The organism is Kitasatospora sp. NPDC056076 (genome assembly GCF_042266305.1).
Classification (GTDB): Bacteria; Actinomycetota; Actinomycetes; order Streptomycetales; family Streptomycetaceae; genus Kitasatospora.
Genome location: NZ_JBHJWG010000013.1, coordinates 1 through 26,497 on the forward strand (window position 1 = coordinate 1; position 26,497 = coordinate 26,497).

Annotated in this window: 25 protein-coding genes; 12 read left to right on the plus strand and 13 right to left on the minus strand. The window is 74.5% G+C overall.

What is annotated here, in order from left to right; all coding sequences use genetic code 11:
* Positions 1 to 206 precede the first annotated feature (206 nt).
* Complete coding sequence (locus ACFC1T_RS13015; RefSeq protein WP_375887368.1) at positions 207 to 1,193, minus strand: LysR family transcriptional regulator; 987 nt, start codon at positions 1,191 to 1,193, stop codon at positions 207 to 209.
* A gap of 116 nt (positions 1,194 to 1,309) precedes the next feature.
* Between ACFC1T_RS13015 and ACFC1T_RS13020 the strand changes: the two genes are divergently transcribed.
* Complete coding sequence (locus ACFC1T_RS13020; protein ID WP_375887371.1) at positions 1,310 to 2,566, plus strand: MFS transporter; 1,257 nt, start codon at positions 1,310 to 1,312, stop codon at positions 2,564 to 2,566.
* Positions 2,567 to 2,575: 9 nt separating this feature from the next.
* Complete coding sequence (locus ACFC1T_RS13025; protein ID WP_375887373.1) at positions 2,576 to 3,055, plus strand: macro domain-containing protein; 480 nt, start codon at positions 2,576 to 2,578, stop codon at positions 3,053 to 3,055.
* Here the strand turns inward: ACFC1T_RS13025 and ACFC1T_RS13030 are convergent.
* Positions 3,040 to 3,678: a GNAT family N-acetyltransferase gene (locus ACFC1T_RS13030; RefSeq protein WP_375887376.1), complete on the minus strand. Its 639-nt coding sequence runs from the start codon at positions 3,676 to 3,678 to the stop codon at positions 3,040 to 3,042. The two genes, ACFC1T_RS13025 and ACFC1T_RS13030, sit on opposite strands and share 16 nt — an antisense overlap.
* Positions 3,679 to 3,710: 32 nt before the next feature.
* On the opposite strand from ACFC1T_RS13030, the gene ACFC1T_RS13035 reads away from it, so the two are divergent.
* Positions 3,711 to 3,860, plus strand: a complete 150-nt coding sequence (locus ACFC1T_RS13035; RefSeq protein WP_375887379.1) for a hypothetical protein — start codon at positions 3,711 to 3,713, stop codon at positions 3,858 to 3,860.
* A 10-nt stretch (positions 3,861 to 3,870) separates the two neighbouring features.
* The gene (locus ACFC1T_RS13040; RefSeq protein WP_375887382.1) at positions 3,871 to 4,671 is read left to right on the plus strand and encodes a TetR family transcriptional regulator; all 801 of its coding nucleotides are present in this window, start codon (positions 3,871 to 3,873) and stop codon (positions 4,669 to 4,671) included.
* Positions 4,672 to 4,779: 108 nt separating this feature from the next.
* Here ACFC1T_RS13040 and ACFC1T_RS13045 read toward each other — a convergent pair whose 3' ends face one another.
* From ACFC1T_RS13045 to ACFC1T_RS13080, 8 genes are all read right to left on the minus strand, one after another.
* On the minus strand, positions 4,780 to 6,060 hold the full coding sequence (locus ACFC1T_RS13045; protein WP_375887385.1) for a GNAT family N-acetyltransferase: 1,281 nt from the start codon (positions 6,058 to 6,060) through the stop codon (positions 4,780 to 4,782).
* 41 nt (positions 6,061 to 6,101) lie between these two features.
* A complete protein-coding gene (locus tag ACFC1T_RS13050) occupies positions 6,102 to 6,656 on the minus strand; it encodes a GNAT family N-acetyltransferase (protein ID WP_375887387.1) in 555 nt (184 codons plus the stop codon).
* A gap of 74 nt (positions 6,657 to 6,730) precedes the next feature.
* Positions 6,731 to 8,056: a C40 family peptidase gene (locus tag ACFC1T_RS13055; protein WP_375887390.1), complete on the minus strand. Its 1,326-nt coding sequence runs from the start codon at positions 8,054 to 8,056 to the stop codon at positions 6,731 to 6,733.
* Between the two features lie 240 nt (positions 8,057 to 8,296).
* Positions 8,297 to 9,382, minus strand: coding sequence for a hypothetical protein (locus ACFC1T_RS13060; protein WP_375887392.1), 1,086 nt, complete (start codon positions 9,380 to 9,382; stop codon positions 8,297 to 8,299).
* Positions 9,383 to 9,495: 113 nt separating this feature from the next.
* Positions 9,496 to 11,235 carry a threonine/serine exporter ThrE family protein gene (locus ACFC1T_RS13065; protein WP_375887693.1) on the minus strand — a complete coding sequence of 580 codons (1,740 nt, stop codon included), beginning with the start codon at positions 11,233 to 11,235 and terminating at the stop codon, positions 9,496 to 9,498.
* 317 nt (positions 11,236 to 11,552) lie between these two features.
* A complete protein-coding gene (locus ACFC1T_RS13070; RefSeq protein WP_375887395.1) occupies positions 11,553 to 12,206 on the minus strand; it encodes a DedA family protein in 654 nt (217 codons plus the stop codon).
* 186 nt (positions 12,207 to 12,392) lie between these two features.
* Positions 12,393 to 14,750 carry a hypothetical protein gene (locus tag ACFC1T_RS13075; RefSeq protein WP_375887399.1) on the minus strand — a complete coding sequence of 786 codons (2,358 nt, stop codon included), beginning with the start codon at positions 14,748 to 14,750 and terminating at the stop codon, positions 12,393 to 12,395.
* A 208-nt stretch (positions 14,751 to 14,958) separates the two neighbouring features.
* Entirely contained in the window at positions 14,959 to 16,971 is a 2,013-nt protein-coding gene (locus ACFC1T_RS13080) for an ATP-binding protein (protein WP_375887401.1), read from the minus strand.
* 241 nt (positions 16,972 to 17,212) lie between these two features.
* On the opposite strand from ACFC1T_RS13080, the gene ACFC1T_RS13085 reads away from it, so the two are divergent.
* The gene (locus tag ACFC1T_RS13085; protein WP_375887404.1) at positions 17,213 to 17,536 is read left to right on the plus strand and encodes a hypothetical protein; all 324 of its coding nucleotides are present in this window, start codon (positions 17,213 to 17,215) and stop codon (positions 17,534 to 17,536) included.
* A gap of 134 nt (positions 17,537 to 17,670) precedes the next feature.
* Here ACFC1T_RS13085 and ACFC1T_RS13090 read toward each other — a convergent pair whose 3' ends face one another.
* Positions 17,671 to 18,915, minus strand: a complete 1,245-nt coding sequence (locus ACFC1T_RS13090) for a TetR/AcrR family transcriptional regulator (protein WP_375887407.1) — start codon at positions 18,913 to 18,915, stop codon at positions 17,671 to 17,673.
* Positions 18,916 to 19,122: 207 nt separating this feature from the next.
* Between ACFC1T_RS13090 and ACFC1T_RS13095 the strand changes: the two genes are divergently transcribed.
* A complete protein-coding gene (locus ACFC1T_RS13095; protein ID WP_375887410.1) occupies positions 19,123 to 20,280 on the plus strand; it encodes an acyl-CoA dehydrogenase family protein in 1,158 nt (385 codons plus the stop codon).
* 78 nt (positions 20,281 to 20,358) lie between these two features.
* Here ACFC1T_RS13095 and ACFC1T_RS13100 read toward each other — a convergent pair whose 3' ends face one another.
* Positions 20,359 to 20,625 carry a hypothetical protein gene (locus ACFC1T_RS13100; RefSeq protein ID WP_375887413.1) on the minus strand — a complete coding sequence of 89 codons (267 nt, stop codon included), beginning with the start codon at positions 20,623 to 20,625 and terminating at the stop codon, positions 20,359 to 20,361.
* A 136-nt stretch (positions 20,626 to 20,761) separates the two neighbouring features.
* On the opposite strand from ACFC1T_RS13100, the gene ACFC1T_RS13105 reads away from it, so the two are divergent.
* Positions 20,762 to 21,079 carry a cupin gene (locus ACFC1T_RS13105; protein ID WP_375887415.1) on the plus strand — a complete coding sequence of 106 codons (318 nt, stop codon included), beginning with the start codon at positions 20,762 to 20,764 and terminating at the stop codon, positions 21,077 to 21,079.
* 57 nt (positions 21,080 to 21,136) lie between these two features.
* Here the strand turns inward: ACFC1T_RS13105 and ACFC1T_RS13110 are convergent, their stop codons facing one another.
* The gene (locus ACFC1T_RS13110) at positions 21,137 to 21,730 is read right to left on the minus strand and encodes a TetR/AcrR family transcriptional regulator (protein WP_375887418.1); all 594 of its coding nucleotides are present in this window, start codon (positions 21,728 to 21,730) and stop codon (positions 21,137 to 21,139) included.
* A 109-nt stretch (positions 21,731 to 21,839) separates the two neighbouring features.
* On the opposite strand from ACFC1T_RS13110, the gene ACFC1T_RS13115 reads away from it, so the two are divergent.
* The 5 genes from ACFC1T_RS13115 (at position 21,840) to ACFC1T_RS13135 (ending at position 26,437) form a co-directional block, all read left to right on the plus strand.
* Positions 21,840 to 23,405, plus strand: a complete 1,566-nt coding sequence (locus ACFC1T_RS13115) for an MFS transporter (RefSeq protein WP_375887420.1) — start codon at positions 21,840 to 21,842, stop codon at positions 23,403 to 23,405.
* A 589-nt stretch (positions 23,406 to 23,994) separates the two neighbouring features.
* The gene (locus tag ACFC1T_RS13120) at positions 23,995 to 24,630 is read left to right on the plus strand and encodes a class I SAM-dependent methyltransferase (protein ID WP_375887423.1); all 636 of its coding nucleotides are present in this window, start codon (positions 23,995 to 23,997) and stop codon (positions 24,628 to 24,630) included.
* Positions 24,631 to 24,763: 133 nt separating this feature from the next.
* Positions 24,764 to 25,333: a methyltransferase family protein gene (locus ACFC1T_RS13125; protein WP_375887426.1), complete on the plus strand. Its 570-nt coding sequence runs from the start codon at positions 24,764 to 24,766 to the stop codon at positions 25,331 to 25,333.
* 161 nt (positions 25,334 to 25,494) lie between these two features.
* Positions 25,495 to 25,779 (plus strand): Sec-independent protein translocase subunit TatA, encoded by a 285-nt coding sequence (tatA, locus tag ACFC1T_RS13130; protein WP_360226432.1) that lies wholly within the window; start codon positions 25,495 to 25,497, stop codon positions 25,777 to 25,779.
* 133 nt (positions 25,780 to 25,912) lie between these two features.
* Positions 25,913 to 26,437, plus strand: a complete 525-nt coding sequence (locus ACFC1T_RS13135; RefSeq protein WP_375887429.1) for an ion channel — start codon at positions 25,913 to 25,915, stop codon at positions 26,435 to 26,437.
* Positions 26,438 to 26,497 lie beyond the last annotated feature (60 nt).

Consider the following 26,497-nt stretch of genomic DNA (forward strand, 5'->3'; position numbering starts at 1 on the left):
GGGCAGGGGCGGTGTGCTTGGGTCCGTCTTCGAACTCCCGTCGTCCGCCCCGAGGGCGGGCGGGGCGGCGGTGGGGTGCGTGCATCGCAAGGCGGAGGAGGGAGCCCAATGCAGCGCATTGGCGACCGACGACAACGCGGCGAGGTGCGTGCCCCGGCGTCGCCCTGCAGACGGGAGTTCGAAGACGGACCCAAGGTCCGCGGACCCTACGTCCGCACGATGAGCGCGGCGTCCTCCGAGGGCAGCCAGCTGCCGGCCGGGCGGTCCAACCAGCCCTCGGCGGCGCCGAGTTCGGCCGCCGCGGCGGCCAGTGCGAGCAGGCCCGGACGGCGCTCCCCGGGCCGGTGCACCAGGCTCACCAGACTCAGCGGGACCGGGTCCACCAGCGGGACGTTCACCGCCCCCGGGAGGCTCGGCCCGCCGACCGTGGTCAGCATCGGATCGCCGTGCCGGGCCAGGTAGCGGGCCGTCTCGACCGGGCCCACCGGCGGGACGTACGGCTCGGCCGCGCGCAGACCGTGTTCGCGCAGCAGCCGGGCCCCGAGGTCGGCCCACTCGGTGGTGGCCGGGTTGCCCGCGCAGATGTCGACCGGGTGCCCGAGCAGATCGGCCGGGCGCAGCGCCGGGCGGCCGGCCAGCGGGTGGGTGTCCGCCATCATCACCGAGACCCGCTCCAGCCGTACGGGCCGCTGGGCGAGCCGGCCGCGCACCGGGGCGGGCAGTCCGGCGAAGCGGCCGAACGAGGCGTCCAGCCGGTGCGCCAGCAGTTCGTCGGCGGCCGCGGCCAGACCGCCGTGGAAGCGGGCCAGCAGCTCGCCCTCCGGCCAGGCGGTGCGGGCCCGTTGCAGCACCCGGTCGGCGGTCAGGTCCGGGCCGGTGACGTCGCTGTTGAGGTCGAGCAGCAGCGGCCTGGCGGCGGCACCGGCGCCCGCGCCGAACCCGGCGAGCAGGTCGTCGTGCAGGGCGAGCAGCCGGCGCGCCCCGGGCAGCAGCCGGCGCCCGGCCGGGGTGAGGTCGACGCTGCGGGTGGTGCGGGTGAACAGTGCCTCGCCGAGCAGGCCCTCCAGCGTGCGGACGTCCCGGCTGAGCGCCTGCTGGGCGACGTACAGCCGCTCGGCGGCCCGGCCGAAGTGCAGGGTCTCGGCGGTCGCGACGAAGCCGCGGAGCAGTCGGGGGTGCAGGTCACGGGGCATGGGCGGCAGATTAACAACACCGTGTTGTGACTGCGGCGGAACAGGTGTTGGACGCCGGTCGCAGCGCACCGCGAGGCTTGGCGCACCCCCTCCCGCCCTGCGTCCCAGGAGCCCGATTGCCCCCGCGCGCCCTCCTCGCCTCCTACCGACGGCTGTTCGCGGCCCCCGGCACCACCGCCTTCACCCTGGCCGGGCTGCTCGGCCGGATCGCGCTGTCGATGAACGGCGTCTCGCTGGTGGTGCTGCTCGCCGAACGGCGCGGCTCGTACGCGCTGGCCGGGACGGTCTCGGCGGCCGGGCTGGCCACCGGGGCGATCGGGATGCCGCTGCTCGGCCGCCTGGTGGACCGGTACGGGCAGTCGCGGGTCGCGGTACCGGCCGCGCTGTACAACGCCGTTCCGCTCGTCGCCCTGCTGCTCTGCGTCCGGCTCGGCGCCCCGGACTGGACGCTGTACGCCTGCTGGGCCGCCTGCGCCGCCGCGCCCAACCTCGGTGGCATGGCCCGGGCCCGCTGGGCGCACCTGCACCGGGACGACCCGGCCGCCCGGCACCTGGCCAACTCCCTCGAACAGGCCCTGGACGAACTCTGCTTCATGGCCGGGCCGGTGCTCGCGATGCTGCTCTGCACCACGATCGCCCCGGAGGCCGGGCTGCTCACCGCCGGCACCGCCGGCACCGCCGGCGCCCTGCTGTTCGCCGCCCAGCGGGGCACCGAACCGCCGCTGCCGGCCCCGGCCCCGACCGGCGAGCGGCACGGCTCCCCGCTGCGGGTGCCCGGGCTGCGGGTGCTGGCGCTGACCTTCCTCGCCACCGGCACGGTCTTCGGCGCCACCGAGGTCACCACCGTCGCCTACGCCGACGCGCTCGGGCACAAGGCGGCGGCCGGCCCGCTGCTGGCCCTGGTCGCGGGCGGATCCTGCCTGGCGGGGCTGCTGTTCGGGCTGCTGACCCCGCGCCGGGCCCCCGGGGCGCGCTTCCTGCTCGGGGTGGCGGCGATGGCCGCGGTCCTGCTGCTGCCGCTCGCCGCCGGGCTCGGCGGGGCCGGGCCGGTGGCCCTCGGTGCAGCACTGTTCGCGGCCGGCACGGCCACCGCGCCGACCATGGTGACCGGCATGACGCTGGTCCAGGAGCTGCTGCCGCAGCGGCAGTTCAACGAGGGGATGGCGGTGGCGGTGTCCGGCATCGTGGTCGGCATCTCGGCCGGGGCGGCGCTCGCCGGGACGCTCGCCGAGCGGGCCGCGCCCGGCACCGGCTACGTCCTGCCCGTCGGGGCCGCCGCGCTCGCCCTGCTGATCGCGTCGGCCGGGCGGCGGCACCTGCGGGCGTCCGGCCCCGCGGAAAATGGGGCGCGGGTTGTCAGTGCCTCCGTCTAACTTCGAGTCATGGCGGAAATCACCTACGTCCGAGGCGATGCCACCACGCCCCAGGGCAAGGGCGTGAAGGTGATCGCGCACGTCTGCAACGACCTCGGCGGCTGGGGCAAGGGCTTCGTGCTCGCGCTCTCCAGACGCTGGCCCGAACCCGAAGCCGCTTTCCGGCGGTGGCACCGGGAGCGGGCGAAGAACGACTTCGGCCTCGGCGCCCTGCAGTTGGTGCAGGTCGAGCCGTACGTCTGGGTGGCCAACCTGGTCGGCCAGCGCGGCATCCGGACGGGGCGCTCCACCGGGGTGCCCGTGCGGTACGAGGCCATCGACACCGGGTTGGCGGCCCTGGGCGGGCGCGCGCTCGAACTCGGCGCCTCCGTCCACATGCCGCGGATCGGCTGCGGACTGGCGGGCGGGCGCTGGGAGAAGGTCGAGCCGCTGGTGGCGGCCCGACTCTCGGCGCGCGGCGTGCCGGTGACGGTCTACGACATCGACTGACCGCTCACCGACCGACCGCCCTCGGGCCGGGCGTGCTCCGTTCGACCGTTCTCCGGCCGGGCGTTCGCGGACCGACCGTTCTCCGGTCGGGCGTTCGCGGCCGGCCAGGCGTAGACGTACTCGGGCAGCACCCAGCCGCCCGGGAACACGCCCTCCTGCGCCGCGATCCGCACGCCGCCCTCGCGCTCGTAGAAGGCGATCGCGCGGGTGTTGGCGCGCAGCACCTCCAGGTACAGCTCGGCGGCGGGGAACCGCTCGGCGAGTTCGGCGCGGGCGGCGGCCAGCAGGTGCCGGCCGATGCCCCCGCCGGTGAGGCCCGGGCGGACGTGCAGGTTGTCCACCAGCACCCGTCCGTCGGCCTGCGGCACCAGATAGACGAACCCGGCCGGCTCACCGGCCCGTTCGGCGACCAACAGCACGGGCGTGTTCTCCGGCGGCCCGTAGTCCACCGCCAGGCGCAGCTCCCACAGTTCGCGCCGCTGGGCGGCCAGTCCGTCCCCGATCGCCTCGTCGGGGACCATCCCGCGATAGCTGGTGCGCCAACTCTCGGCATGCAGGTCCGCGACGTCCGCGGCGTCCTGCGCTCCGCCGTACCGAATGGTGGTCCGTTCAGGACCGGTCATGTGACGAGCCTCCCACGAAGATGGAGTTGAACATGTTCAACCGTAACGTCTACAGTTCTGCCAAGGTTTTGAACGCGTTCGAAATGACGGGGGACGGTTTCGTGGCACCGGATGCGGAGGGGGCATCCGGTGCCACGAACACCGACAGCACCGACACCGGGTGGAACCTCGTCTCCGGTTAGGCTCGTGCCTGTGGACGACCTGGCAGCGACGAACCGAACGGACGGCGAGAAGGGTGCGGCCGACGCCTCGGCCGCACCCGGCACGGACGGCGGGCCCATGCCCGGCGGCCGGGCCCAGCCCAAGACCGACAAGAGCGAGGCGACCCGGGCGCTGATCCTGGAGACGGCCATGCGGCTGTTCCAGGACCGGGGTTACGAGAAGACGACGATGCGCGCCATCGCCACCGAGGCGGGCGTGTCGGTCGGCAACGCCTACTACTACTTCTCCGCCAAGGAATTCCTGATCCAGGGGTTCTACGACCGGATGACCCACGACCACGCGGCCGAGGCCAGGCTCCGCATGGCCCACACCCGGGACTTCGCCGAGCGGCTGCAGATCGCGCTGGACTCCTGGCTGGACACGGCCGCGCCGTACCACGAGTTCGCCGCGCAGTTCTTCCGCACCGCGGCCGACCCGACCAGCTCGCTCAGCCCGTTCTCCAACGAGTCCCACCCGGCCCGGGCGGTGGCCGTCGACCTGTTCCGGGAAGTCCTCCAGGGCTCGGAGCTGGCGCCGAAGCTGGACGCCGAACTCGTCGAGCTGCTGCCGGACGTGCTCTGGCTGCACCTGATGGTCGTGGTCCTCTACTGGGTCTTCGACCGGACCGAGGACACCGAGCGCACCAGGGAGTTCGTCCGGCGCTCGACGCCGATGGCCGCCCGGGTGATCAACCTCTCGCGCTACCGGGTGTTCCGGCCGATCGTGCGGGACGCCAAGGGCCTGATCCAGGACTTCATCCTGCCCACGATCGGCAAGACAGCCGTCAAGTAGGCGCGGCCGGGCACGAGTTGTGACCGCCGGAGGCCGGCCCGCACACTGCGGGCCGGCCTCCGGCGTCGTTCCCGGCACTGTCGTTCCCGGCATCGTCGTTCGCGCCGCTCAGAAGTCGGTCGGCGTCCAGGCCCGCAGCGGCGTGCGCAGCAGCAGGTCGGCGGCGGCGGCCGCCCCCGGGCGGAGCTCGGTGACCAGACCGGCCGCGGCCAGTCGCGGGGCCGTCTCGGCGCCCAGCTGGAGCGAGCCCAACTCCGAAGCTCCCAGGGCGAGGTCGGCCTCGTCGGTGGTCCGGACGCAGCGGCCGGTGCCGTCCTCGGCGACCTCGATCGCGAAGCGGCCGGAGGCGTAGCCGAGCTCGTCCTCGACCTCCAGCACCACCCGGCCGGGCGCACCGTACGCGCGGGCGCCGAAGGCGGCCTCGACGTCCAGCAGCCGCAGCCACATCGCGTCGGCGTTGTCCTTGCGCGGGACGGCCGCGCGCGGGTCCTGGAGCAGCAGCGGCAGCGGGTCGTCCGGGGCCAGGCCCGCCACCACGACCTTGCGCACCCAGTCGACGCTCAGCACCAGGCGCCACAGTGCGACGGCGGTGGGCAGGTCGAGGGCGATGAAGTCCTCCACCGTGAGGGTGGCGTCGGGGTGGGCGCCGTCCCACTTGTTCTCGATCCGGTAGACGACCATCCCGGTGACCGTGCCGTCGGCGTCCCAGTGGACGGCGGTGAACGGCTCCTTGAAGGTGTCGCCCGGCACCTGGATCCGGTTGGTGTGGCGCTCCCACCAGATCTCGTCCCGGGCGATCGCGCCCGGCTGGGTGAGCCGCCAGCGGTCGTACAGCTCGGCGCCCAGCTCGGCCTGCTCGGCCAGGGTCACGAAGTCGGTCCGGCCGCCGGGTACGCCCGGCAGGCCCTCGCGCAGTCCGCGGGTGCGGCCCAGGTCGATGTCCCAGCCGCTGCCGCGGGTGGCCGGGCCGAAGCCGAACCGGCCGTAGATGTTGTACTCGGCGGCCATCAGGACGGCGACGGCGCAGCCGCGCCCGGCGGCTGCGGCGAGGTCGCGGCGCATCATCGCGCTGAGCAGGCCCCGGCGGCGGTGGGTGGCGCTGACCGTGACGTTGGTGATCGCGTCGGCCCGGACCACGGCTCCGCCGGGCACGGTGAGGTCGACGTCGAAGCTGCGGAAGGTCGCGATCTGCCGGTCCCCGTCGAAGCCGGCCACCATCCGGCCCGGCTGCCACTGCCGGCGGCGCAGCTCCGGCGCGACGCCCGCGTGCGGGCGCAGGAAGCCGAAGTTCAGCGCCCGGTTCCACTCCTCCACTTCGTCCACGGCTACGGCCCGGACCTGGATCCCGTTGACCGTCTCGGGGGCCGTGTGATCACTGTCGTTGTGCATCCGGCCACCGTACGGGCGGTGGCCGGGGCCGAGCACCCCAATTAATCCGTGTCCGACCCCAGGCCGCCCGACCCCAGGCCGTCCGGTGCCCGGCGGTGCTCGCCCGGCGTCACCACCCAGTGGTTGGTCCGCAGGACGCGGTCCCCGAAGTCGACGTCCCGCTCGCCGAGCAGCCGGAAGCCGAGCGCGCGGCAGATCCCGTTGGACGGGCCGTTGGTCGTCCCCGGGCTGGCGTGCACCTCGCCCCAGCGGCCGTCCTCCGCCGCGGCGTCCAGCACCCGGCGGACCGCCGCCTTGGCCAGGCCGCGGCCCTGGAACGCGGGCAGCACCATCCAGCCGATCTCGGAGACGGTCGCGCCGTCCTCCTCGTCCTGCCAGAGCGTCACCACCCCGGCCGCCGCACCGTCTTCTGCGCCGTCCGGCACGATCGCCTTGATCCAGGCGCCGTCCTCCGCCACCAGCCGGAGGTCCTTGCGCAGCCGCTCCTCCACCTGCTCCCGGGGCAGCGGGCCGCCCAGCTCGGCCATCATCGCCTCGTCGCAGCGCATCCGGACGTACGCCTCGACGTCGCCCGCTGCCACGTTCCTCAGCCGCACGGTTCCTCCTCGGGAGTGGTCGGAGCGGCCACGCTAACGGAGGCCTCCGACACCGGCGCCCGGGACGGCGGGGGTCAGGGCCGGGCGTAGTAGTCCGGGGTGCCCATGATCCAGAGGCTGGCCTGCTTGACCGGCATGCCGACCCTCGGGGCCTCGATCATCTGGTCGTCGCCGATGTAGAGGCCGACGTGGTGGATGTCGGCGGAACGGCCGGTGTCGGTCCAGAAGACCAGGTCGCCGGGGCGCAGCTGGCGGTAGGTGACCGGGGTGGACTGGGCGTACTGGTCGGCGGCGAAGTGGTTGAGCTGCCTGCCGCCCTCGCGCCAGGCCATCATGGTCAGCCCGGAGCAGTCGTAGCCCTCCGGCCCCTCGCCGCCCCAGATGTAGGGCAGGCCGATCTTGGAGCGGGCGAAGGCGATCGCGGCGGCCGCGCCCTCGGCCGACCAGGGGCGGGAGTCGGGCGGCGGCGCCTGGACCCTGGCGGCCTCGGCCGCGGCGGCTTCGGCCTCCCGGGCGGCCTGTTCGGCGGCCCGTTCGGCGGCGGCCCGGGCGGCCGCCTCGGCCTCGTGGGCGGCGATCGCCTCCAGGGCATCGTGCCGCTTGCGCTCCAGCTCGACGGTGGTGTTGCGGGCGGCGGCGAGTTCGGTGAGCAGTTGCTCCCGGTGGCGGCCGGCCGCGGCGACTTCGGCCTGCTGGGCGGCGAGCCGCTGTTCGGCCCTGGTCCTGGCCGCGCCGACCTCGGTCGCGGCCTTCTCGGCGGCCGCGGTGGCGGTGCGGGCGGCGGCCGAGGCGGTGCGGGCGGTGGCGGCGGTGGAGGTGGCGGCGTCCAGGATCTGCCGGGTGCGCTCGCTGACCACGCCGACGACGGCGGCGCGGGCGCTCGCCTCGCGCGGCCCGTGGGCGCCGAGCAGGGCGTTGAGGGCGGAGAGTTCGGCGCCCGCGCCCTGCCGGTACGTCTCGGCGGCGAGCCGGGCGGCATCGTCGGCGGCTTCGGAGCGTTCGGCCTCGGCGGCGGCCGCGCGCCGGTTGGCGGCGGTCTCCTCGGTGCGGGCCCGGGTGAGGGCCAGCTGGGCGCCGTTGTAGGCCTCGACGGCCTGCTCGGCGCCGCGGGCGGTCCGGTCGAGTTCGGTGCGGGCGGCGGTGAGCGCGGTCTCCAGCTCGGCGGCGGAGGCGGCCTTGCCGTCGGCCTCGGTGCGGGAGCGGTCGATCTCCTCGGCGGAGGGGTACGGGTCCTGGCCGGCCGGGGTCGCTGCGGCCGGCGGTTCGGCCTGCCCGGGTTCGGCCTGCGCCGGGGCGGGCCGCGCCGGTTCCGGCTGTACCGGGGCTGCCTGGGCGGCGGGGAGCAGCCCGAGCAGGGCGGTGAGGGACAACAGGAGGGTCGGCAGGATCCTGCGCGCCACGAGACATCCCTTCTCACGGTCCGGAGGGGATGACGGCGGTGGCCGGGCGGCGCGCGGCGGCGGGGCTGCGGTCGGGCGGCGGGGTCCGGCGAATCATCCCATCACGTGACAGAACGGTCACTCGCCGATCATGTTCTCAACTCCGAGGGTTTTCACACCTCGAACGCGCTCCGCCGGCCGGGTGACCATCCGATGATCCGACCGGGTGTCACCGTCGCCCAGGCGCACACGGTATACGAACTAGCGGTGGATCCGGCGGGTCTTCGTCCGTAGGTGGGGGTGTCGGCCGGGGCGGCGCTCCAGGCCGGTCGGGCCGACCGCGTACGTCCGGTTGCGCCCGGCGCGGACCGTACGGCGGCGCTGCCGGGCCCCGGCCGAGCGGGCCGGCACGCCCTCGGCCGGCCCCTCGGCCGGTTGCGGGTGCGCCGCGGGCGCCTTCGCCGCCGCCCCGGCGGTCGCGGCCGAGCGGCGGTCGGCCAGCCGGGCCCGGCGGCGGGACAGCGCCCGGGCGGCGTGGGCGTCGAGGTGGGCGGAGGCCCGGGCGGCCATCCGCTCGGCGACCCGGTGGGCGGCCGGGTGGTTGGCGGGCACCTTGTCGGGCGCGCCGGCGATCAGGTCGAAGAGCCAGGTGCGGGCCCGGTCCGCGCGCCGGTGCAGCAGGCGTTCGCGCCGCAGCGCACGCGCCCGGCGGCGGGGGCGCGTGGTGTACCGCCAGCGGGCCCACGGGCTGCTCGGGCGGGCCAGCCGGATCGCGCCGATCCAGGACAGGCCGGGGACCATGATCCCGAGCAGTCCGGTCCACACCTTGCCCTTGAGCAGGGTGATCACCGAGGCCAGCGCGTTCACCGAGATGACGGTGATCAGGCCCCACCGGGTGTCCTCGCCGGGCACCACGCCGAGCGGCACGTACCCGATCAGCAGCAGGGCGGTGAACAGGATGCCGAAGATCACCGCGTCCACCGACTTGCGGCCCTGCTCGCTCCAGTACACGTCGTCCAGGTGCAGGATCAGCGCGAACTCGTCCAGCACCAGGCCGCAGCCGATGCCGAAGGCCAGCCCGAACCAGTCGATCCACGGGGTGCCGCCGTAGGTGGCGAACACCCCGATGCCGCCGACCAGCAGGAAGCCCAGGCCGAACACCATGTGGTGGATGTGCAGGCCGCCGGGGGTGACGTTGCCGGGCCACCAGCGCACCTTGGCGCGGATCATCCGCACGCTGAACCGGATGAAGACGAAGGAGGTGATGAAGCCGACCAGCAGCAGGAACAGCGGTTGCTTGTGCGTGTTGACGATGTGCTCGCGGTAGCTGTCCAGCATTGCCGTCATGGGTCTTACCTTCGTTCCTGGTCCTGCGTCCTGCCTGCCGTGACATGGCCCGGGGCCCAATAGCCGCCCAACACGGACCCCGCTCGGAATCCGTCACCGGGCTCAACGCGCGGTCAGAACCCCCGGGTGCGCTTGGCCGCCCGGCGGGGCACCACCGGGTAGAGCGAGGGCAGCTCGGCGCCCACCGGCAGTTTGAGGAACAGCCGGGCGATCTCTCCGCCGAGGTTCACCCCGATGGCCAGCGCCATCGCGATCGCGGCCGCCCGGAACACCGACACCAGGCCGGTGCTGGAGTGCCCCTGGGCGAAGGCCAGCATCCCGAGGTAGAGCGCCGAACCGGGCATCAGCGGGCCGATCGCGGCGGTGACGTACGGCAGCGCCGAGCCGTTCCGGGCCCGGGCCATCAGCTGGCCGAACAGGCCGACCAGGCCGGCCGCCACCCCGGTGGCCGCGATCGGGTTGACGTGCGCGTTGTACACCAGCGCGCCGTAGCTGGCCCAGCCGATGCCGCTGTTGAGGGTGACCAGGGCGAGGGTGCGGCGGTCGGTCTGCAGCAGGGTGGCGAAGGCCAGGGTCAGCACCATCGCGGCGACCATCTGGACCGGCGGGTAGCTGATGCCCACCAGGCTCTCGTCCGGCTTGAGCTTCGCCTCGAAGCCGACGCCCAGGTAGAGGATCATGATCACGCCGATCACGATGCCCGCCACCAGGTAGATCACTTCCAGCAGCCGGGCCGCGGCGGTGATGTAGAAGCCGGTCAGGCCGTCCTGGACGGCCGCGACCAGGGCGCGCCCGGGCAGCAGGGCGAACAGGCCGCCGGTGATCACCACCGAGCCGCGCAGGCCCCAGTCGTTGAAGGACAGGATGATCCCGGACGCGGCGGCCGGCATCGCGGCCGCCACGAACTGGTAGAACTCCGGCAGCCGGCGCTTGGCCAGCGCCGAGGCCAGCCGGTCGCCGAGAACGGCCGCGACGAAGGCGCTGCCGAAGACCAGCCAGGCCTTGTCGTCGAGCCGGCCGCCGACCAGGAAGGTCGCCGCGCCGGCCAGCAGACCGGTGGTCAGGGCGAGGAACCAGGCCGGGTACGGGTGCCGGTTGCGGCGGATCGCGGCGAGCCGGCGGTAGGCGTCGTTGACCGTCACCTGCTCCGCGGTGATGTCCGCCACCAGCTGGTAGACCGCGTTCAGCCGGGTGTAGTCGGAGGTGCGGCGGCGCACCACGCGGTCGGCCGTGACCGGCGGCTCGACCAGCGAGGGCTGGTGCGAGATGCCGATCAGGGTGAAGGTGACCTGCGGCTCGCAGTGGTCCAGCCGGTAGGCGTGCGCGATGCCGAGCATGGCCGCCTCGACGTCCTCGGCGGCCTCGCCGCTGGCCAGCAGCAGCTCGCCGATGCGCAGCGTCAGATCGAGGATGCGGGGGACGTTGCGGGCGGCGGCCGCCGAGGGGTGCATCTCGCGGGCGGTGCGCTCGAAGGCGGGGCGCTCGGACATCGGGGTGCGCAGCAGGGTGCGCATCCGGTCCGGCCAGGGCGCTTCGCCGGGGGCGCCGGCGGTCAGTTCGGGGATCGGGATGCCGGTGGGCGGGGTGTAGCCGGCGGCGCGCCACTCCTCGGGGGTGAGGGTGTCCTCGGCGACCGAGCGGCGGCGCGGGGGGCGGGCGGCCGCGGGGCGCTCGGGGCCCTCAGGGCGCTCGGGGGCCGGGCGCCCGGCGGGGGGCTCCTCGGCGCCCCCGTCCCGGGGGCGCAGGTCGATGGTCAGCTCGGGGTGCGGCTCCAGCGGCTCCGGCGGCGTCCCGGCCCCGACACCGACACCGGCCCCGACCCCGGACTCCGGCGCGGGCTCGGGGGCCAGCAGGCCCTTGGTCTCCGTTACCGGCGGGAGCAGCGGCACCACGGTGGTGGGCTCGACGACCGGGGCCGGGTAGCCGAGCAGGCCCTCGGTGGGCGGCGCCTCGGCGGGGTGCACCGGCTGCGGCGGTGTCTGCCGCACCTGGCGGACCGCCCGGCCTCCCCTCGCCCGCTTGCCCGCACCCGGTCGGCCCCGCTTAGGCACTTCCGCTCCTCGCCACCCCTGGTGGCCGTCGGCCACCGTTCGATCTCCGGATACACCTTGCCTGATCGAACAGCCGGACGCACATGTACGCGACGTCCGGCGGCGGCACCCCCGGACGCCTACCCGGCGCGGCGGCCCGCGGTGTCGCGCGCTCCGGAACGGCGGGCCCGGAGCAGTTCGACCGCCACCGGGACCACGGAGACCAGCACGATGCCGACCAGGATGGCCTCGATGTTGTCCCGGACGAAGGGGATCTGGCCCAGGAAGTAGCCGAGCACGGTGACCCCGGCACCCCACAGCACCCCGCCGACCACGTTGAACAGCACGAAGCTGCGGTAGTTCATCCTGCTCACCCCGGCGACGATCGGGGTGAAGGTGCGCACGATCGGCACGAAGCGGGCCAGCACGATCGCCTTGGGGCCGTGCCGCTCGAAGAAGGCGGCGGCCTTCTCGACGTTCTCCTGCTTGAAGACCCTGGAGTCGGGGCGGCGGAACAGGCCCGGCCCGACCTTCCGGCCGAACAGGTAGCCGACCTGGTCCCCGGCGATCGCGGCCAGCACGATCAGCATGCAGACCAGCCAGAGCGGCTGGTGCAGGTAGGTGCCGCCGGCCACCAGCAGGCCGGTGGTGAACAGCAGCGAGTCGCCCGGGAGGAAGAAGCCGATCAGCAGGCCGGACTCGGCGAAGACGATGGCCAGGATGCCGACCAGGCCGAAGGTGGAGATCAGGGTGGTCGGATCGAGCCAGGACGGGCCGAGGGCGATGCTGGTCACGGTGCTGGCTCTCCTGGAGGTCGAGTCTTGGCAATGTCATGGTAAAGCAATGACAAAGACTCGCCGGGGACGGTGATGGTTCCCCGGCCGGCCCGGAGGTGCGGACCGGCCGGGGAACGAGCCGGGTAACGGGCCGGGGAACGGGCCGGGGAACCGACCAGGGGCGGGGCCTGGGGGCGGGCCGGCTCAGAGGTCGTAGCGCTCGACGATCCCGGCGTGCCGGCCGAGGTCCGCCCCGGCCGCGTCGGCCAGGTCGAGCCAGGCCAGCGGGTGGGCCCAGCCGGCGGTGAGCTCGTGCAGCAGCGCGTCGGCCGCCTGCGCCGAGGCGGTCGGCGGGACGCCGAGCGCGGCGTACACGCCGGGCAGCGAGCCGTCGTCCTCCGTCGGGTCGGTGATCCGGTACTGCTCCCCGCTGTACGCCCAGACCGCGTAGCCGGCCGCCCGCAGGTCGTCCCGGAAGCCGGACCAGGCCTCGTCGCCGGGCCAGGCGCCGTCGATCCAGTACGTGGTGAAGCCCGCCGGGTCGAGCAGGGTCAGCAGGGCGAAGACCGGGCGCCAGTTCGCCCGCTCCGGCTCCGGGGCGTCCTCGGCCGGCGGGGCCTCCAGCAGGGCCGGGGCGAAGACCACCACGTCGCCGTGGTTGAGGGTGAGGTCGTCGCCGAGCACCGGCAGGATCCGGGCGGTGGCCGGGCCGGTGCGGACGGCGGGCAGGTCGGCCGTCGAACCGTTGGTGCGGGTGGCGCGGACGGTGACCAGCTGCCACTCCTCGTCCACCGGGCCCTCGGGCTCGTCGAACTCGATGCCGATCCGGGCACCGGTGGAGCGGACCACGGCCCAGTCCCGGTTGGCGGTGGCGGCGGTGACCAGGTGCCAGAGGTCGGGCTCCTGGACCGTCCGGTGGAGCTGCTCCTCCCCCGCCTCCTCGGCGGACAGGGCGTGCTCCAGCAGCTCCTGGTAGAGGCGCTGGGCGGTGGCGTGGTCGCCCAGTTCGGTGGCGGCGGCCGCGGCCAGCCGGCGGGTGTTGATCCGGTTCGCCTCCAGCGCCAGGATCGCCCCGCACTGCTCCAGCACCTCGGCCCAGCGGCCCTCGGCGGCGGCCCAGCGGGCGCGGATCCAGTGCGCGTCGGCCGGGGCGGTCGCGGCCAGCCGGTCGGCGAGCCGGCGGATCCCCTCGGCGTCCCCGGCCTCGATCAGCAGCTGGCCGAGCGTGCCGACCAGGTGCTCACTACCCGGGTCGACGTCCAGCCGCTGCCACAGCAGGTCGGCGGCGGCCCGGGCGTGGCCCAGCCCGCCGAGCACGGTGGCCAGCGGCACGGCCAGCCCGGTGGCGCCGGCGGGCTCGCCCCGGTACCGCTCCAGGGCGACGGCGAGCAGGTCGGCACCGGGTTCGACCGGCACCTCGGCCTCGGCCAGGTACGCCGCCAGCTCGCCGGGCGGGACGGGCAGCTCGGGCACCGGCAGCGCCTCGGCGGCCGCGCGCAGGGCCGCCACCTCCCCGGCCACGCCCTCGGTGCGGCGCAGCCGGGCCAGCTTGCGCTCCCCGGTGGCCGCGAGCGTCAGCGCCACCGTGCGGGCGCCGCGGGCGAGGGCCAGCCGGCCCGCCGCCAGCAGCAGGTCCACGCAGGGGCGGTGCGAGCCGGTGGTGTCCAGGTAGCCGACCCAGCCGGCCAGCACGGCGCCCAGCTCGGCGTCGTTCTCCCAGGCCCCGGCCGCGACCAGCAGCTCGACCGTCCGGGTCCAGGTCTCGCGCAGGTCGGCGTGCCGCTCGGCCTCGGCCCGGGCGGGCAGCAGGGCGAGCGCCTCCGGCGTGCGCCCGAGCGAGGCGAGCGCGCGGGCCCGCAGCAGGTCGCCCCAGCGCCGGTCGCTCTCGTCGAGCTCCTCGCCCCTGGCCCTGGCGGTCCGGTCGGTGGTGTCCAGCAGGGTGAGCACCTCCTCGTGCCGGCCCAGCAGGTGCAGGGTGCCGGCCCGGGCTCGGTGGAAGCGCAGCGAGACCTGCTGGCCGGCCGCCTGCATCCGGGCGGAGGCGGTGTCCAGGTGGGCGAGCGCGTCGGCGGCCCGGCCGTCGTCCTCCAGGGCGTCGGAGTACTCGCGGGAGAGGCAGTCGAAGCAGGCCCGGCCGGGCTCGATCCGCTCCAGCGTCTCGCCGACCACCTCCAGGCGCTCGGCCACGTACCCGGGGCCGTCGACCCGGGCGTGGCAGATCGCGAAGTCCTGCACCACGCAGACGGACTGCGGGCAGCCGGCCGTCTCCTCCCGGTGGGCGAACTCCAGCAGGTCGACCGCCTCGGGCATCACCGACTCGCCCTGCTGGCGCTTGTTCAGCAGGTTCTGCATCCGCCAGTGCCGCAGGTAGACCTCGACCCAGGGCAGGCCGAGGGCCCGGGCGGAGGCGACCGCCTCCGGGAAGACCGCGTCGAGCTGCTCGTTGCGGCCCTCGGTGGCGTGTTCGGGCAGCTCGTACATGGCGTCGGCGAGCCGTGCGTGGCCGGCCTCGCGCAGCTGCTGGTGGGTGTCGCGCACCCAGGCCCAGATGTCGGTGGTCATGGCTGTTCCCCCTGCGTGGTGCTGGTGTGTGGTCTGGCGTGGGCCGCTGTCGGGGCGCCCGCGGGTCTGCCCGCCGGGGCGCCCGGCGGGGCGTCCGGCGGGGCGCCCGGCGGGGCGTCCGGCGGGGCGTCCGGCGGGGCGTCCGGCGGGGCGTCCGGCGGGACGGAGGGCTGGGCGGAGGGCTGGGCGTCGGCCGGGGAGTCGGCCGTCACGCCTCGCCCCGGAGCGCGCCGGGGCTGTCCGGGACGTCCGGCAGGCCGGGCGGGACGGCGGCGGTGAGGGCGGAGACGGCGGTGCCGATGCCGGCCAGCGCGGCGCCGAGGTCCCCCTCGGCGGGGCCGGTGGAGGCCGCCGCCATGATCACCTTGAGCGAGCGGAGCAGCCCGGCCGCGGTGGCGCTGCCGGTGTGGCCGGTGCGGTAGGCGGCGAGCAGGTCCCGCACGGCCGGGCAGTCCAGGTTGAGGTAGAGCCGGGCCTTGACCGCGCCGTCGGTGCGGGCGGTGAACGCCCGGGCCAGCCGCAGCGCGGCGGACGGGATCCGGGCGTCGGCCTGGTCGTCCTCGATCCGGGCCTTCAACTCGGCCTCCCGGTCGGGCACCAGGACCAGCGGCAGGCCGGGCGGGTCGAAGCGGGCCGGGACGAGCTGCTCCCCCTGGTCGGCGAGGGCGCCGGCGAGCCAGGCCGCCTCCTCGGGCGGCAGCGGCCGCTCCGGGTCGCGGAACAGTTCCCGGTTGCCCTGCTCGCTGCCCAGCTCGACCAGCCGGCAGCCGCGCAACTGGGCGTAGCGGCGCAGAAACGGCAGCACGGCGTAGCGGTCGCCGCGGGCGATCGGGACGCGCATCGCCCGGTACAGCATCTCCTCGAAGCCGCCGCCGCTGCCGAGCGCGACGTGCACCGCGCCCCCGCCGGCCGCCCGCAGGCCGCCCGCGGTGAGGTCGCCCTGCGAGGTGGGCACCGGGACGTCGTCGGCGAGCAGGGTGAACAGCCGGTCGTCGCAGAGCGCGGCGCCGAGCAGCTCCTGGCCGTGCCGGGTGAGGATCCGGCGCCAGACGGCGGGCCGCAGCCGGGCCGTCTCGTACAGGCCGTCCACGACGGCGTCGGCGAGGGCCCGTTGCAGCGCGCGGTAGTGCTCGTCGCGCTGGAGGTCCTCGCGGCTGGCGGTGGGGGTGAGCCGGCTGGACTCGATCACGCCGCCGATGAAACCGGCCCAGCCGGGCAGCAGGTCGCGGGCGTCCTCGGCGAGCAGCATGCCGCGCAGGTAGACGGCGAGGTCGCGGTTGTCGCTGCTGCCGTAGGAACCGCCGTCCTGGACCCAGAGCAGGCCGACCGCGTCGGTGGCGCCGCCTGACGGGCCGTCGGTGGCGCTGCCGGCCGGGCCGTCGGTGGCGCCGTCCGACGGGCCGTCGCCGGGGCCGTCGCCCTGGACGGGCAGCACCGGGAAGGCGGTGAGCGGCTCGAAGCGGCGGCCGAAGGCGGTGGCGAAGCGCATCCGGGCGGCGTGCTGGTCGCCGTCGACCCGCTGGCGCCAGGGCACCTGGACGGCGTTGACGGGCCGTTCGTCGTCGCCGACGTAGACCGGTACGGGCAGCAGGACGCAGTAGCGGCCGAGGACTTCGCGCAGGGCGTGCTCGTCGGCGAGGTGGGCGTGCTCGGCCTTGAGCGCCAGTTCGACGACGGTGCCGGGCTCCGGGCGGGCGGGGGCCGGGTCGACCTGGTACTGCTCGCCGCCGCGGCTGCGGTAGCGGTGGCCGAGCCGCGGTTCGCGGTGCGAGGTGGTGGTGACGGTCACCTCGTCGGCGACCGAGAAGGCGGAGAGGAAGCCCAGGCCGAAGGCGCCGATCAGCTCCTGGTTCCCGGTCAGTTCGCGCAGCATCCGGGTGTAGCCGGTGCCGACGGTGGCGAGGTAGGCGTGGATCTCCGGTTCGGTGAGGCCGGCCCCGGTGTCCTCGATGGCGACGGTCCGCCGCGCGGCGTCGGCACGTACCCGGATCCGCGGCCGGTGCTCGCCGTCCGGGTCCTCCAGGAGCCGGCGGGTGTGCGAGTCGTGGGCGTTCTGGACCAGTTCGCGCAGGGCGACCAGGGGCGTGGAGTAGAGGTGGGTGGCGAGGACGTTCACCAGGCCACCGAGGTCGACCTCGGTGGTGCGCACGCCGTCGGCCGGAGTGGGCTCGGCGGGGGTGGGCTCGGTCGGGGTGGGCTCGGTCGGGGCACCTTCAGACATGGGTCCTCAGTGTGCCAGTGCGACAATCCGTCGACCATTTCTTTCTATACATCAGGCGGAATGACGGATTCTGGTCAACTCGGAATTGACCGCTCCCCCACCATCGAGGGAAATGCCACCCGTTTGGTGGAGTTCGTCCACGTCACTGGTGAATGCTGAACGTGCGACGTCAGGCAACGGCGCTACGGAGCGGCCACTCCGGATCGCGCCACATTCGCACTTCCAGCTCAGGGAGACCAGCGTGTCCCGTATTCGCGCAGCCGCCGCCGTCACCGCCCTCGGGGCCTTCCTCCTCGTCGGCGTCGGGGCCGCCACCGCCCACGCCGACAACGGCGCCGGCGCGATCGACCACTCCAACAGCAGCGTCGTGAGCAACGTCGGCTCCGGCAACGTCATCGGCACCGTCAACGGCAACGTGGTCAACACCCAGCAGACCGCCACCGGCTCGGGGGCGAGCAACCAGAACAACGGCCTCGCCGTGGCGGGCAACAGCGGGAACGTCGGAGCCCTCCAGGGCAACGGCAACTTCGACGCCCGGGTCTACTACCCGCACGTCCTCTACTAGCCGGGCCCGACCGGGTCCGCGCCCGGTCGCACCGCACGGGGCCGGGTGCCCGCCGCCGTTCCGACGGTGGCGGGCACCCGGCCCGCTCCGTCTCCCGGGTGCTCCTGAGTGCGCCTGGGTGCGCCTGGGTGCGCCTACGAAGTCTCGACTCCGAGCGCCGCCCGGCCGATCCGCCGCAGGCAGTCGCCGAGGTCGGGCCGGGCACTGTACGGGCGGTTCCGCACCCCGTCGTTGACCAGCGAGAACAGCGCGTGCACCCGGATCCGGGCGGTCACCGCGTCGTACTCCGGGCGCACCTGCCGGAGCAGCCCCACCCAGGTGCGCAGGAAGTCCCGCCGGAAGTCCACCGCGGCCCGGCGGTCCGGAGGGGCCAGCCGCTCGGTCTCGCTCAGCATCGCCCCCAGGTAGTCGCCGTTGCGCAGCGCGAAGTCGACGTACGCGCCCAGCCCGGCCGCCAGTGCCTCCGCCGGCCCGGCGGCCGTCGAGATCGCGCCGTCCACCTCGTGCCAGAGCCGCTCCCGGCTGCGCACCAGGGAGGCGGCGAGCAGCTGGGCCTTGCTGTCGAAGTGCCGGTACACGCTCGGGCCGGAGATGCCGACGGCGGCGCCGAGTTGATCGGTGCTGACGTTGTCGAAGCCGCGCTGGTGGAACAGCCGGACGGCGGCGGCGAGCAGTTCCTCGCGGCGGGCCTGCGGCCTCGGCTGCTCCGGTGGCTGCGCCTGGGCCCGCTCCTGGGTCCGCTCCTGTGCCCGGCCCTGGGTCCGCTCCTGGGTCCGCTCCTGGGTCCGCTGCGACGCGGGGGCGGTGTCGTCGGCGCTCTCGGCGGTGCCGTCCAGGGGGACCGCGAGGACGGCCGCGACCAGTTCGCGCAGCAGCGCCTCGGCCCGGCGGGGCTGCGGGGCGGCCGACTGGTAGGACAGCCCGGCGCAGCCGGAGAGCGCCGACCAGCAGAGCAACTCGGCGTCCGGGGCGGAGAGTTCCGTCCGCTCGGCGCGCAGTACGGCGACCATCAGGGCAACGTCCGCGCGGAGTTCGCGGCGCAGTCCGGCCCGGCGGGCCGGCGGCAGCAGTCGGGCGTCGCGCTGCACCAGGGTGCCGAGCGGGCGGTGGCCGACCGCCACCGCGGCCAGCGCGGCGCCGAGTTCGGCGGTGCTGCCGGCCGCGCGCAGGCCGTCGGCGAGCGCGTCCAGGCCCAACCGGACGGCGCGGTCCAGCAGTTCGGGCTTGCCGCGGAAGTGCCGGTAGAGGGCGGGCGCGGTGATGCCCACCCCGGCCGCGACCTCGGACATCGAGACCTGGTGGTAGCCGCTGCGGTGGAAGCGGTCGGCGGCCACGGCGAGGATCTGGGCGCGTCGGCCGGGCGGCCTCCGGACCACCATCGCGCACCTCCCCGCATCCGTCCCGAGCTCCGCCCGAAGGCTAGCAAGGATTCACTTGGCAGCCGCGTCGAGCAGCGTTTCCGGGCCCGCCCCGGGCCCGCCGACGCTGGACAGTCGAGGCTACCCGGGATTAACTTGTCGGGCCACCACCTGGTACGTTCCGCCTCCGCCGGCCCTCCGGCCGGCACCGTCGAAGGGAGCGCCGCCGTGCGCCGCACCGTGTTCAACGAGGACCACGAGGCCTTCCGGGAGACCATCCGGGACTTCATCGCCAACGAGGTCGTCCCGGTCTACGAGAGCTGGGAGGCCGACGGCCACCCGCCCCGCGACTTCTACCGCCAGCTCGGCGAACTCGGCGTCTACGGCATCGAGGTGCCGGAGGAGTACGGCGGCGCGGGCGAGAGCGGCTTCAAGTACCAGGCGGTGATCGCCGAGGAGACCGCCCGCGCGGGGGTGAGCTTCGGCTCCTCCGGCGTGCACACCGGACTGGTGCTGCCGTACCTGCTGGAGTACGCGAACGAGGAGCAGAAGCGGCGCTGGCTGCCCGGCTTCGTCTCCGGCGACATCATGACCGCGATCGCGATGACCGAACCGGGCGCCGGCTCCGACCTCGCGGGCATCACCACCACCGCCCGGCTCTCCGAGGACGGCACCCACTACGTCCTGAACGGCGCCAAGACCTTCATCACCGGCGGCGTGCTGGCCGACCTGGTCCTGGTGGTCGCCCGCACCGCCGCGTACGACCCGGAGAACCGCCGGGCCGGGCTCTCCATCCTGTGCGTGGACACCACCTCGCCGGGCTACTCGGTCGGGCGCAAGCTGCAGAAGATCGGCCTGCGCACCTCGGACACCGCCGAGTTGGCGTTCGTCGACGTCAAGGTGCCGGTGGAGGACCTGCTCGGCGAGGAGGGCAGGGCCTTCTCGTACCTGACCCACAACCTGGTGCAGGAGCGGCTGGCGATCGCGGTCGGCGCGTACGCGGCGGCCGCGGCGGCGGTGCGGTTCGCGGTGCAGTACGTCAAGGACCGCAAGGTGTTCGGCAAGGCGGTGGCCGAGTTCCAGAACACCAAGTTCACCCTGGCCGACTGCCAGGCCCAGGTGCTGGCGCAGCAGTCGATGGTGGACCAGGCCCTGGAGCTCTACCAGAACGGCGAGTTGAGCGTCGCGGACGCGGCCGCCGTGAAGCTGTTCTGCACCGAGTCGGCCTCCACCGTGATCGACAAGTGCCTCCAGTTGCACGGCGGTTACGGCTACATCCTGGAGTACCCGATCGCCCGGCTCTACACCGACAACCGGGTCTTCCGGATCTACGGCGGCACCAGCGAGGTCATGCGCAGCATCATCGCCAAGTCGCTGGGGCTGTAGCGGCGCCCCAGCCCCCGGAACCGCGGCGGGCCGCACCCCCATGGCGGCCCGCCGTGCCGTACGTTCGCCCGTCCGTGCTCAGTTGGGCGAGCCGTGCTCCGCGCGCCAGGCCTCCCAGCCGGCCGAGGAAGCCACCTTCGCCTCGTGCAGGGCCCGTTGGGCGAGCGTGCCCGGCGGCGTCTCCATGCTGCGCACCCAGTCGCGGCCCGCGGTGAACAGCGCCGCGCACACCAGCGCCGCCCCGGCCGCGCCGAGCACCGAGCCGATGCCGGTCAGCACCACGCCGCCGGCCAGCAGCGAGCGGTTGACCTGGAGTCCGTTCAAGATCCTCTGGTTGGTCGCCATGCCTCCACGATGCGGGCAGTCGGCGGGGCCTGCACCTCGGGCGGCCCGCTCCGGACCCCTCCCGGGTGCGCCCCGGCAGTACGTCCGCCAGCCTGGGCACACGGCCTGGGCACCCGGCAGAGGAGGAGGCGGCGCGATGCCCGATCTCGAACGGCTCGCCGTGGAGCACGCCGCCCGGGCGGCCGAGGGTCCGCACGGGCGCAGCGCCCATCTGGTGCTGCACGACGGGGTGCTGCGGCAGACCGTGATCGCCCTGACCGCGGGCACCTCGCTGGACGAGCACACCCCGCCCACCGCGGGGAGCGTCCAGGTGCTGCGCGGCCGGGTCTCGTTGACCATCGCCGGGCGGCGGGTGGAGCTGGCCGCGGGCGAGTTGGAGCCCGTGCCGCAAGAGCGGCACGGGCTGGTGGCCCACGTCGACTCGGTGGTGCTGCTGACCGCCGTCACCGCGTAGCGGGTGTCAGGGCCTGGCGGGTGTCGGGGCCCGGCGGGCGTCAGGGCGTAACGCGCGTCAGGGCGTGGCGCCCGCCCCCAGCACGGTGCCGCTGACCAGCCGGAGCCCGCGCAGGAACTCCTGGCCGGTCGGCGCCAGGTCGGGCGCGGCGAGCCACTGGGCGACGTAGCCGGCCAGCAGGATCTGGTAGAAGGTGCCGCGGGCGAGCTCCTCCTCGTTGTCCGGCACCTCGGGCAGCCCCTGGAACACGGCGGCGAGCCCGAGCCGCCCGTCCTTCTGCGCGTCCTCGAAGGCCTTCGCCAGCTCCGGGTTGTGCCCGGCCTGGGCGAGCGCCTCGAACTGCGCGGCCCAGAGCCCCCGGTGCTCGGCGAAGACGTCCCGCAGGCCGTTCCAGGCGGCGGCGAAGCGCGTCTCCGGGTCGTCGGACACCTGGTTGGCGCCGTACACCACCACCCCCAGGGCCTCACCCATCTCGCCGATCGCCTCGATCATCGCGGCGTTGAGCAGCGCGTCCTTCGAGCCGAAGTGGTAGCCGATCGCGGCCAGGCTGACACCCGAGGCGCTCGCGATGTCGCGGGCCGTGGTGCGTCCGTAGCCCTTCTCGTACAGGCAGTGCTTGGCGCCGGCCATCAGGTCTTCGCGGTTTCCCATGCCCCGATCCTACGGAACATCTGCACGGATGTCTTGCACGAACGTCTTGGACGAGCGAGTTACACATCTGTACTAGACAAGCGTCTGAAACGTCCGTACCGTCTTCCCCATGACCGCAACCACCGGCCGCGCAGGCCGTCGCGAATGGACCGGCCTGGCCGTCCTCCTGCTCCCGACCCTGGTCCTCTCCATGGACATGGGCGTGCTGTTCTTCGCCGTCCCGTACATCTCCACCGAGCTGGCCCCCAGCGGCACCCAGCAGCTGTGGATCATGGACATGTACTCGTTCCTGCTGGCCGGACTGCTCATCACCATGGGCGCGCTGGGCGACCGGATCGGCCGCCGCCGGCTGCTGATGATCGGTGCTGCGGGCTTCACCGTCGCCTCGCTGCTGGCCGCCCGGTCCGGCAGCGCCGAACAGCTGATCGCCGCCCGCGCCCTGCTCGGCGTCGCCGGGGCTACCGTGATGCCCTCGACCCTGGCGCTGATCCGCAACATGTTCCACGACCCCAAGCAGCGGCAGGTCGCCCTCGGCGCCTGGGGCGGCGCCCTCACCGCCGGGGCCACCCTCGGCCCGGTCGCCGGCGGGCTGCTGCTCGACCACTACTGGTGGGGCTCGGCCTTCCTGGTCGCCGTCCCGGTGATGGTCCTGGTGCTGCTGACCGCGCCCGTCCTGCTGCCCGAGTACCGCACCACCGCCCGCACCGGCCGCTTCGACCTGCCCGGCGCCGTGCTCTCGCTCGCCGCGATCCTGCCCCTGGTCTACGGCGTCAAGACCCTCGCCGTGGACGGCTGGAGCCCGCTCCCCGCCCTCGCCGCCGCGGCCGGGCTGCTGATCGCCGTCGCCTTCGTGCAGCGCCAGCGCACCGCCGCGAACCCGCTGATCGACCTGAGCCTGTTCCGGATCCGCACGTTCAGCGGCGCGATCAGCGTCAACACCCTGGCCATGTTCGCGATGATGGGCTTCGCCCTCTTCACCTCCCAGTACCTCCAGCTGGTCAAGGGCATGAGCCCGTTCACCGCCTCGCTCTGGTCGCTGGTGCCGAGCGTCGGCGTCGGCGTGGCGATCGGGATCAGCTCGGCCCTGGCCGGCAAGGTCCGCCCGGCGGCCCTGATGGGCGGCGGCTTCGTGGTCGGCGCCGGCGGCTTCGCGATGATGACCCAGGTCGGCCCGCACTCCCCGCTGGCACTCATCCTCACCGCGGCGGGCGTGCTGGCCGCGGGCACCGTCGGCACCATGACGATGACCGCCGAGATGGTCGTCTCCGCCGCCCCGGTCGAGCAGGCCGGGGCCGCCTCCGCCACCTCCGAGACCGCCGTCGAACTCGGCAGCTCGCTCGGCATCGCCCTGCTGGGCGCGGCGGGCGCCGCGGTCTACCGCCACCAGCTGGACGGCGCCCTCCCGGCGGGCGTCGACGGCACCGCCGCCGCCACCGCGCAGGACACCCTCGGCGGCGCGGTCTCCGTCGCGGCCCACCTGCCCGGCCGGCTCGGCCCGGACCTGCTGGAGACCGCCCGCGGCGCCTTCACGGACGGCCTGCACGTCGCCGCCGTCGTCGGCCTGGTCTTCGCCCTCGGCGCCGCCGTCCTGGCCCACCGCCTCCTGCGCCACCTGCCCGCCGCCACCCCCGCCCCGGTCCCGGCCCCGGCCCCGGAGCAGCCCGTCGCAGCCTGACCCACCGCACGGCCACCGTCCACGCGAGTCATCGAGAGCCCCCGCCCACCCGGACGGGGGCTCTCCGCCGTCCTCCCCCGGGCGTGCACGAGAAGTCGAACCGGCCGACTTCCTGCGCCCCGCCCGGCGCCGGGATTCCCCCCGACCCAGCCGACTCGCCACACAACCAACGAGCACTGCCGCACGCTCCGGCGGCCGTCTGCGCTGACACAAGAAGTCGACCCCGTCGACTTCCCGTGCACCACCTGCCTCCGGGAATCCCCTGGGACGAGCCGAACCCCGACCCCGCTGATTCATCGCACAGCCAACGAGCACTGCCGCACACTCCGGCAACCCCGTCGGCGCCAACACAAGAAGTCGGCCCCACCGACTTCCCGTGCAGGGAGAACCGGCAAGGGCAGAGATGCGGCAAGGAGTCGGAGCACGGCGGTCGGAAGCGCGCACGAGAAGTCGGCCCTGCCGCCTTCCCGTGCGTCGCCTGCGGTGGGGAAGGGTTGGCGGGTTCGCGGGGGTGGGGCGGAGGGTGTGGGTGGTCCGGTTTCTCGTGCTGGGGGGTGAGAAGGGGCAGGGCCGTGTCAGGGTGAGGGGCATGGGGACTGGACACGGGCGGGTGCGCGGGAGTTACGACGTGGTGGCGGAGGAGTACCTGGGGCGGATCGGGGGCGAGTTGGCGCACAAGGTGGTGGACCGGGCGCTGCTGGGGGCCGTCGTGGAGGAGGCGGCCGGCGGGGTGGTGGCGGACCTGGGGTGCGGGCCGGGGCACGTGGCGGGGTGGCTGACCGGGCAGGGCGCGCGGGTGGTCGGGATCGACCTGTCGCCGCGGATGGTCGAGCTGGCCGCGCGCGAGCACCCGCGGGCCGAGTTCCGCACCGGGGACCTGCTGGCGCTGCCCGCCGCCGACGGCGAGTTCGCGGCGGCCGTGGCCCTGTACTCGGTGATCCACCTGGAGCCGGACGAGCTGCTGCCCGCCTTCGCCGAGATGCTGCGGGTGCTGCGGCCCGGCGGGCTGCTGCTGGTCTCCTTCCACCTGGGCGAGGAGGTGCGGCACCTGGCGGAGTGGTGGGGCCACGACGTCGACGTGGACTTCCACTTCCTGCGGACCGACACCGTCGCCGCCCGCCTCGCCGAGGCCGGGTTCGCCGTCGAGGCCCGGCTGGAGCGGGACGGCCTGCCCGAGGAGGCCGACACCCGCCGCGGCTACCTCCTGGCGCGGCGGCCCCGGTGACCGCGGTGACCGCAGCGATCGCGGAGACCGTCCACCCCGGGGTGGACCCGGCGGCATCCACCCCCGGGTGCGTGTCCCGGCGGCGCGGCCGGGGGACCGTGGAGGGGTAGTCCGCGACCGTCAGGAGCTCCCCATGTCCCTGCCGTCCCTCCTCTCCCTGCTCGGCGTCCTCTGCTGGGTCGGCTACGAGCTGTTGCTGCGCCGCCGCGAGGACAGCGCCGCCGGCAGCTGGCGCGCCGACGACCGCGACCGCGGTTCGACCCGGCTGCTGCTCACCTGCTACGTCGCGTCCGTCCTGGTGGTGGTGCTGTTCGAACGCGCCGGCGTCGGCATGCTGCCCACCGGGCCGCGCTGGTCCGGGGTCGCGCTGGTCGTCGCCGGGCTGGCCCTGCGCGCCTGGGGCATGCGCACCCTGGGCCGCTACTACACCCGCACCCTGCGGACGGTGGACACCCAGCAGGTGGTCCGCAGCGGCCCGTACCGGCTGATCCGCCACCCGGGTTACGCGGGCAGCCTGCTGGTCTGGTGCGGCTACGCGCTCGGCACCGGCAGCTGGGCGGCGGCACTGCTGGTCACCGTTCTGCTGCTCGGCGCGTACGGCTGGCGGATCGCCGCCGAGGAGCGGCTGCTGCTCGGCGCGTTCGGCCCGGCGTACGCCGACTACCAGCGGGTTTCCAAGCGGCTGGTGCCATTCGTCTACTGATGGCCCGGCGGCGCCGCCATCGGTGATCCGTTCGGGCGGCACCTGGTTTTCGGCCAGCGTTTCCCGTCCGGTGTATCCGTTCGGCCTGGGGGCCAGGCATACTGGCCAGCAGGGCCTAGCGCCCTCCGTGACTCTAGACAAGAAGGGACCGGTGGCCAGGGATGCTGCGGAACGGTCTTGAGCCCTGGCACATCTTGGTGGTGCTGGCGGTCGTAGTCCTGCTGTTCGGATCGAAGAAGCTGCCGGAGATGGCCCGTGGCCTCGGCAAGTCGATGCGCATCCTGAAGGCGGAGACCAAGGCGATGCGCGAGGACGGCGGCGAGCAGGCGGACGCCGGCACCGCGCAGAGCACGGCCGCCCCCCAGCAGGCCGCCGACCGCCCGGCCGTCACTCCGACCAACGTGACGAAGAGTGCCGAGGCGAAGCGCCCCGAGACGACCGCCTGAGTCGTCGTACGAGGTTCTGGTCGAGCCCCCCGGTGGATTTCCACCGGGGGGCTCGACGCTTTCCCGGTCCGCCTCGCCCCGGCCGGAGTAGCCGGGCGGGCGGGGCGGGCCGGGGTGGACCAGGCTGGGCGGGATGTCCGAGATCCCTCCTCTCCCGTCGGCCGACCTCCGGGCCGTGGCGTGGCTGCTGGGCGCGTTCACGCTGCTGATGGTCGGGTACTTCACGCTGCCGTTGGAGTGGTTCGGCGACCGGCGGCCGCTCCTGAGCTGGACGGTCTTCGTGGCGGCACTGGGCGGGTTGAGCTGGCTGATGCTGGCGAAGATCGTCGGGGTGCTCAAGGGGACGGCGAAGCAGCCGGTGGCCTGGCTGGCCTTCCTCATCTTCCTGGCGATGGTCATCTTCTCGGCGACGTACTACGCGCTGGGCGCGCACAAGGCCGAGTTCGCGGGGCTGGAGACGCGGCTGGACGCGCTGTACTTCACGGTCGTGACGATGGCGACGGTGGGGTACGGCGACATCACCCCGGCGGGGCAGACGGCGCGGCTCGTGGTGGTGCTGCAGATCGGGTACAACTTCGTGTTCCTCGCGGCGGCGGCCGGGACGGCGTCGCGGACGATCCGCGGGAACATGGAACGCCGGATCCGGCGCCGCGGGTGAGGACCGCTGCCGTCCCGCCGGCCCGTCAGTCGCCCTCGTCCGGCTCGGGCGGGGTCGCGC

What these genes read in the sequence shown, in the direction of transcription:
- ACFC1T_RS13015 (WP_375887368.1), bottom strand. Translation starts at nt 1,193, where the DNA reads ATGCCCCGTGACCTGCACCCCCGACTGCTCCGCGGCTTCGTCGCGACC.
- ACFC1T_RS13025 (WP_375887373.1), top strand. Translation starts at nt 2,576, where the DNA reads ATGGCGGAAATCACCTACGTCCGAGGCGATGCCACCACGCCCCAGGGC.
- ACFC1T_RS13030 (WP_375887376.1), bottom strand. Translation starts at nt 3,678, where the DNA reads ATGACCGGTCCTGAACGGACCACCATTCGGTACGGCGGAGCGCAGGAC.
- ACFC1T_RS13035 (WP_375887379.1), top strand. Translation starts at nt 3,711, where the DNA reads ATGTTCAACCGTAACGTCTACAGTTCTGCCAAGGTTTTGAACGCGTTC.
- ACFC1T_RS13045 (WP_375887385.1), bottom strand. Translation starts at nt 6,060, where the DNA reads ATGCACAACGACAGTGATCACACGGCCCCCGAGACGGTCAACGGGATC.
- ACFC1T_RS13060 (WP_375887392.1), bottom strand. Translation starts at nt 9,382, where the DNA reads ATGACGGCAATGCTGGACAGCTACCGCGAGCACATCGTCAACACGCAC.
- ACFC1T_RS13075 (WP_375887399.1), bottom strand. Translation starts at nt 14,750, where the DNA reads ATGACCACCGACATCTGGGCCTGGGTGCGCGACACCCACCAGCAGCTG.
- ACFC1T_RS13080 (WP_375887401.1), bottom strand. Translation starts at nt 16,971, where the DNA reads ATGTCTGAAGGTGCCCCGACCGAGCCCACCCCGACCGAGCCCACCCCC.
- ACFC1T_RS13090 (WP_375887407.1), bottom strand. Translation starts at nt 18,915, where the DNA reads ATGGTGGTCCGGAGGCCGCCCGGCCGACGCGCCCAGATCCTCGCCGTG.
- ACFC1T_RS13100 (WP_375887413.1), bottom strand. Translation starts at nt 20,625, where the DNA reads ATGGCGACCAACCAGAGGATCTTGAACGGACTCCAGGTCAACCGCTCG.
- ACFC1T_RS13105 (WP_375887415.1), top strand. Translation starts at nt 20,762, where the DNA reads ATGCCCGATCTCGAACGGCTCGCCGTGGAGCACGCCGCCCGGGCGGCC.
- ACFC1T_RS13110 (WP_375887418.1), bottom strand. Translation starts at nt 21,730, where the DNA reads ATGGGAAACCGCGAAGACCTGATGGCCGGCGCCAAGCACTGCCTGTAC.
- ACFC1T_RS13115 (WP_375887420.1), top strand. Translation starts at nt 21,840, where the DNA reads ATGACCGCAACCACCGGCCGCGCAGGCCGTCGCGAATGGACCGGCCTG.
- ACFC1T_RS13120 (WP_375887423.1), top strand. Translation starts at nt 23,995, where the DNA reads ATGGGGACTGGACACGGGCGGGTGCGCGGGAGTTACGACGTGGTGGCG.
- ACFC1T_RS13125 (WP_375887426.1), top strand. Translation starts at nt 24,764, where the DNA reads ATGTCCCTGCCGTCCCTCCTCTCCCTGCTCGGCGTCCTCTGCTGGGTC.
- tatA (WP_360226432.1), top strand. Translation starts at nt 25,495, where the DNA reads ATGCTGCGGAACGGTCTTGAGCCCTGGCACATCTTGGTGGTGCTGGCG.
- ACFC1T_RS13135 (WP_375887429.1), top strand. Translation starts at nt 25,913, where the DNA reads ATGTCCGAGATCCCTCCTCTCCCGTCGGCCGACCTCCGGGCCGTGGCG.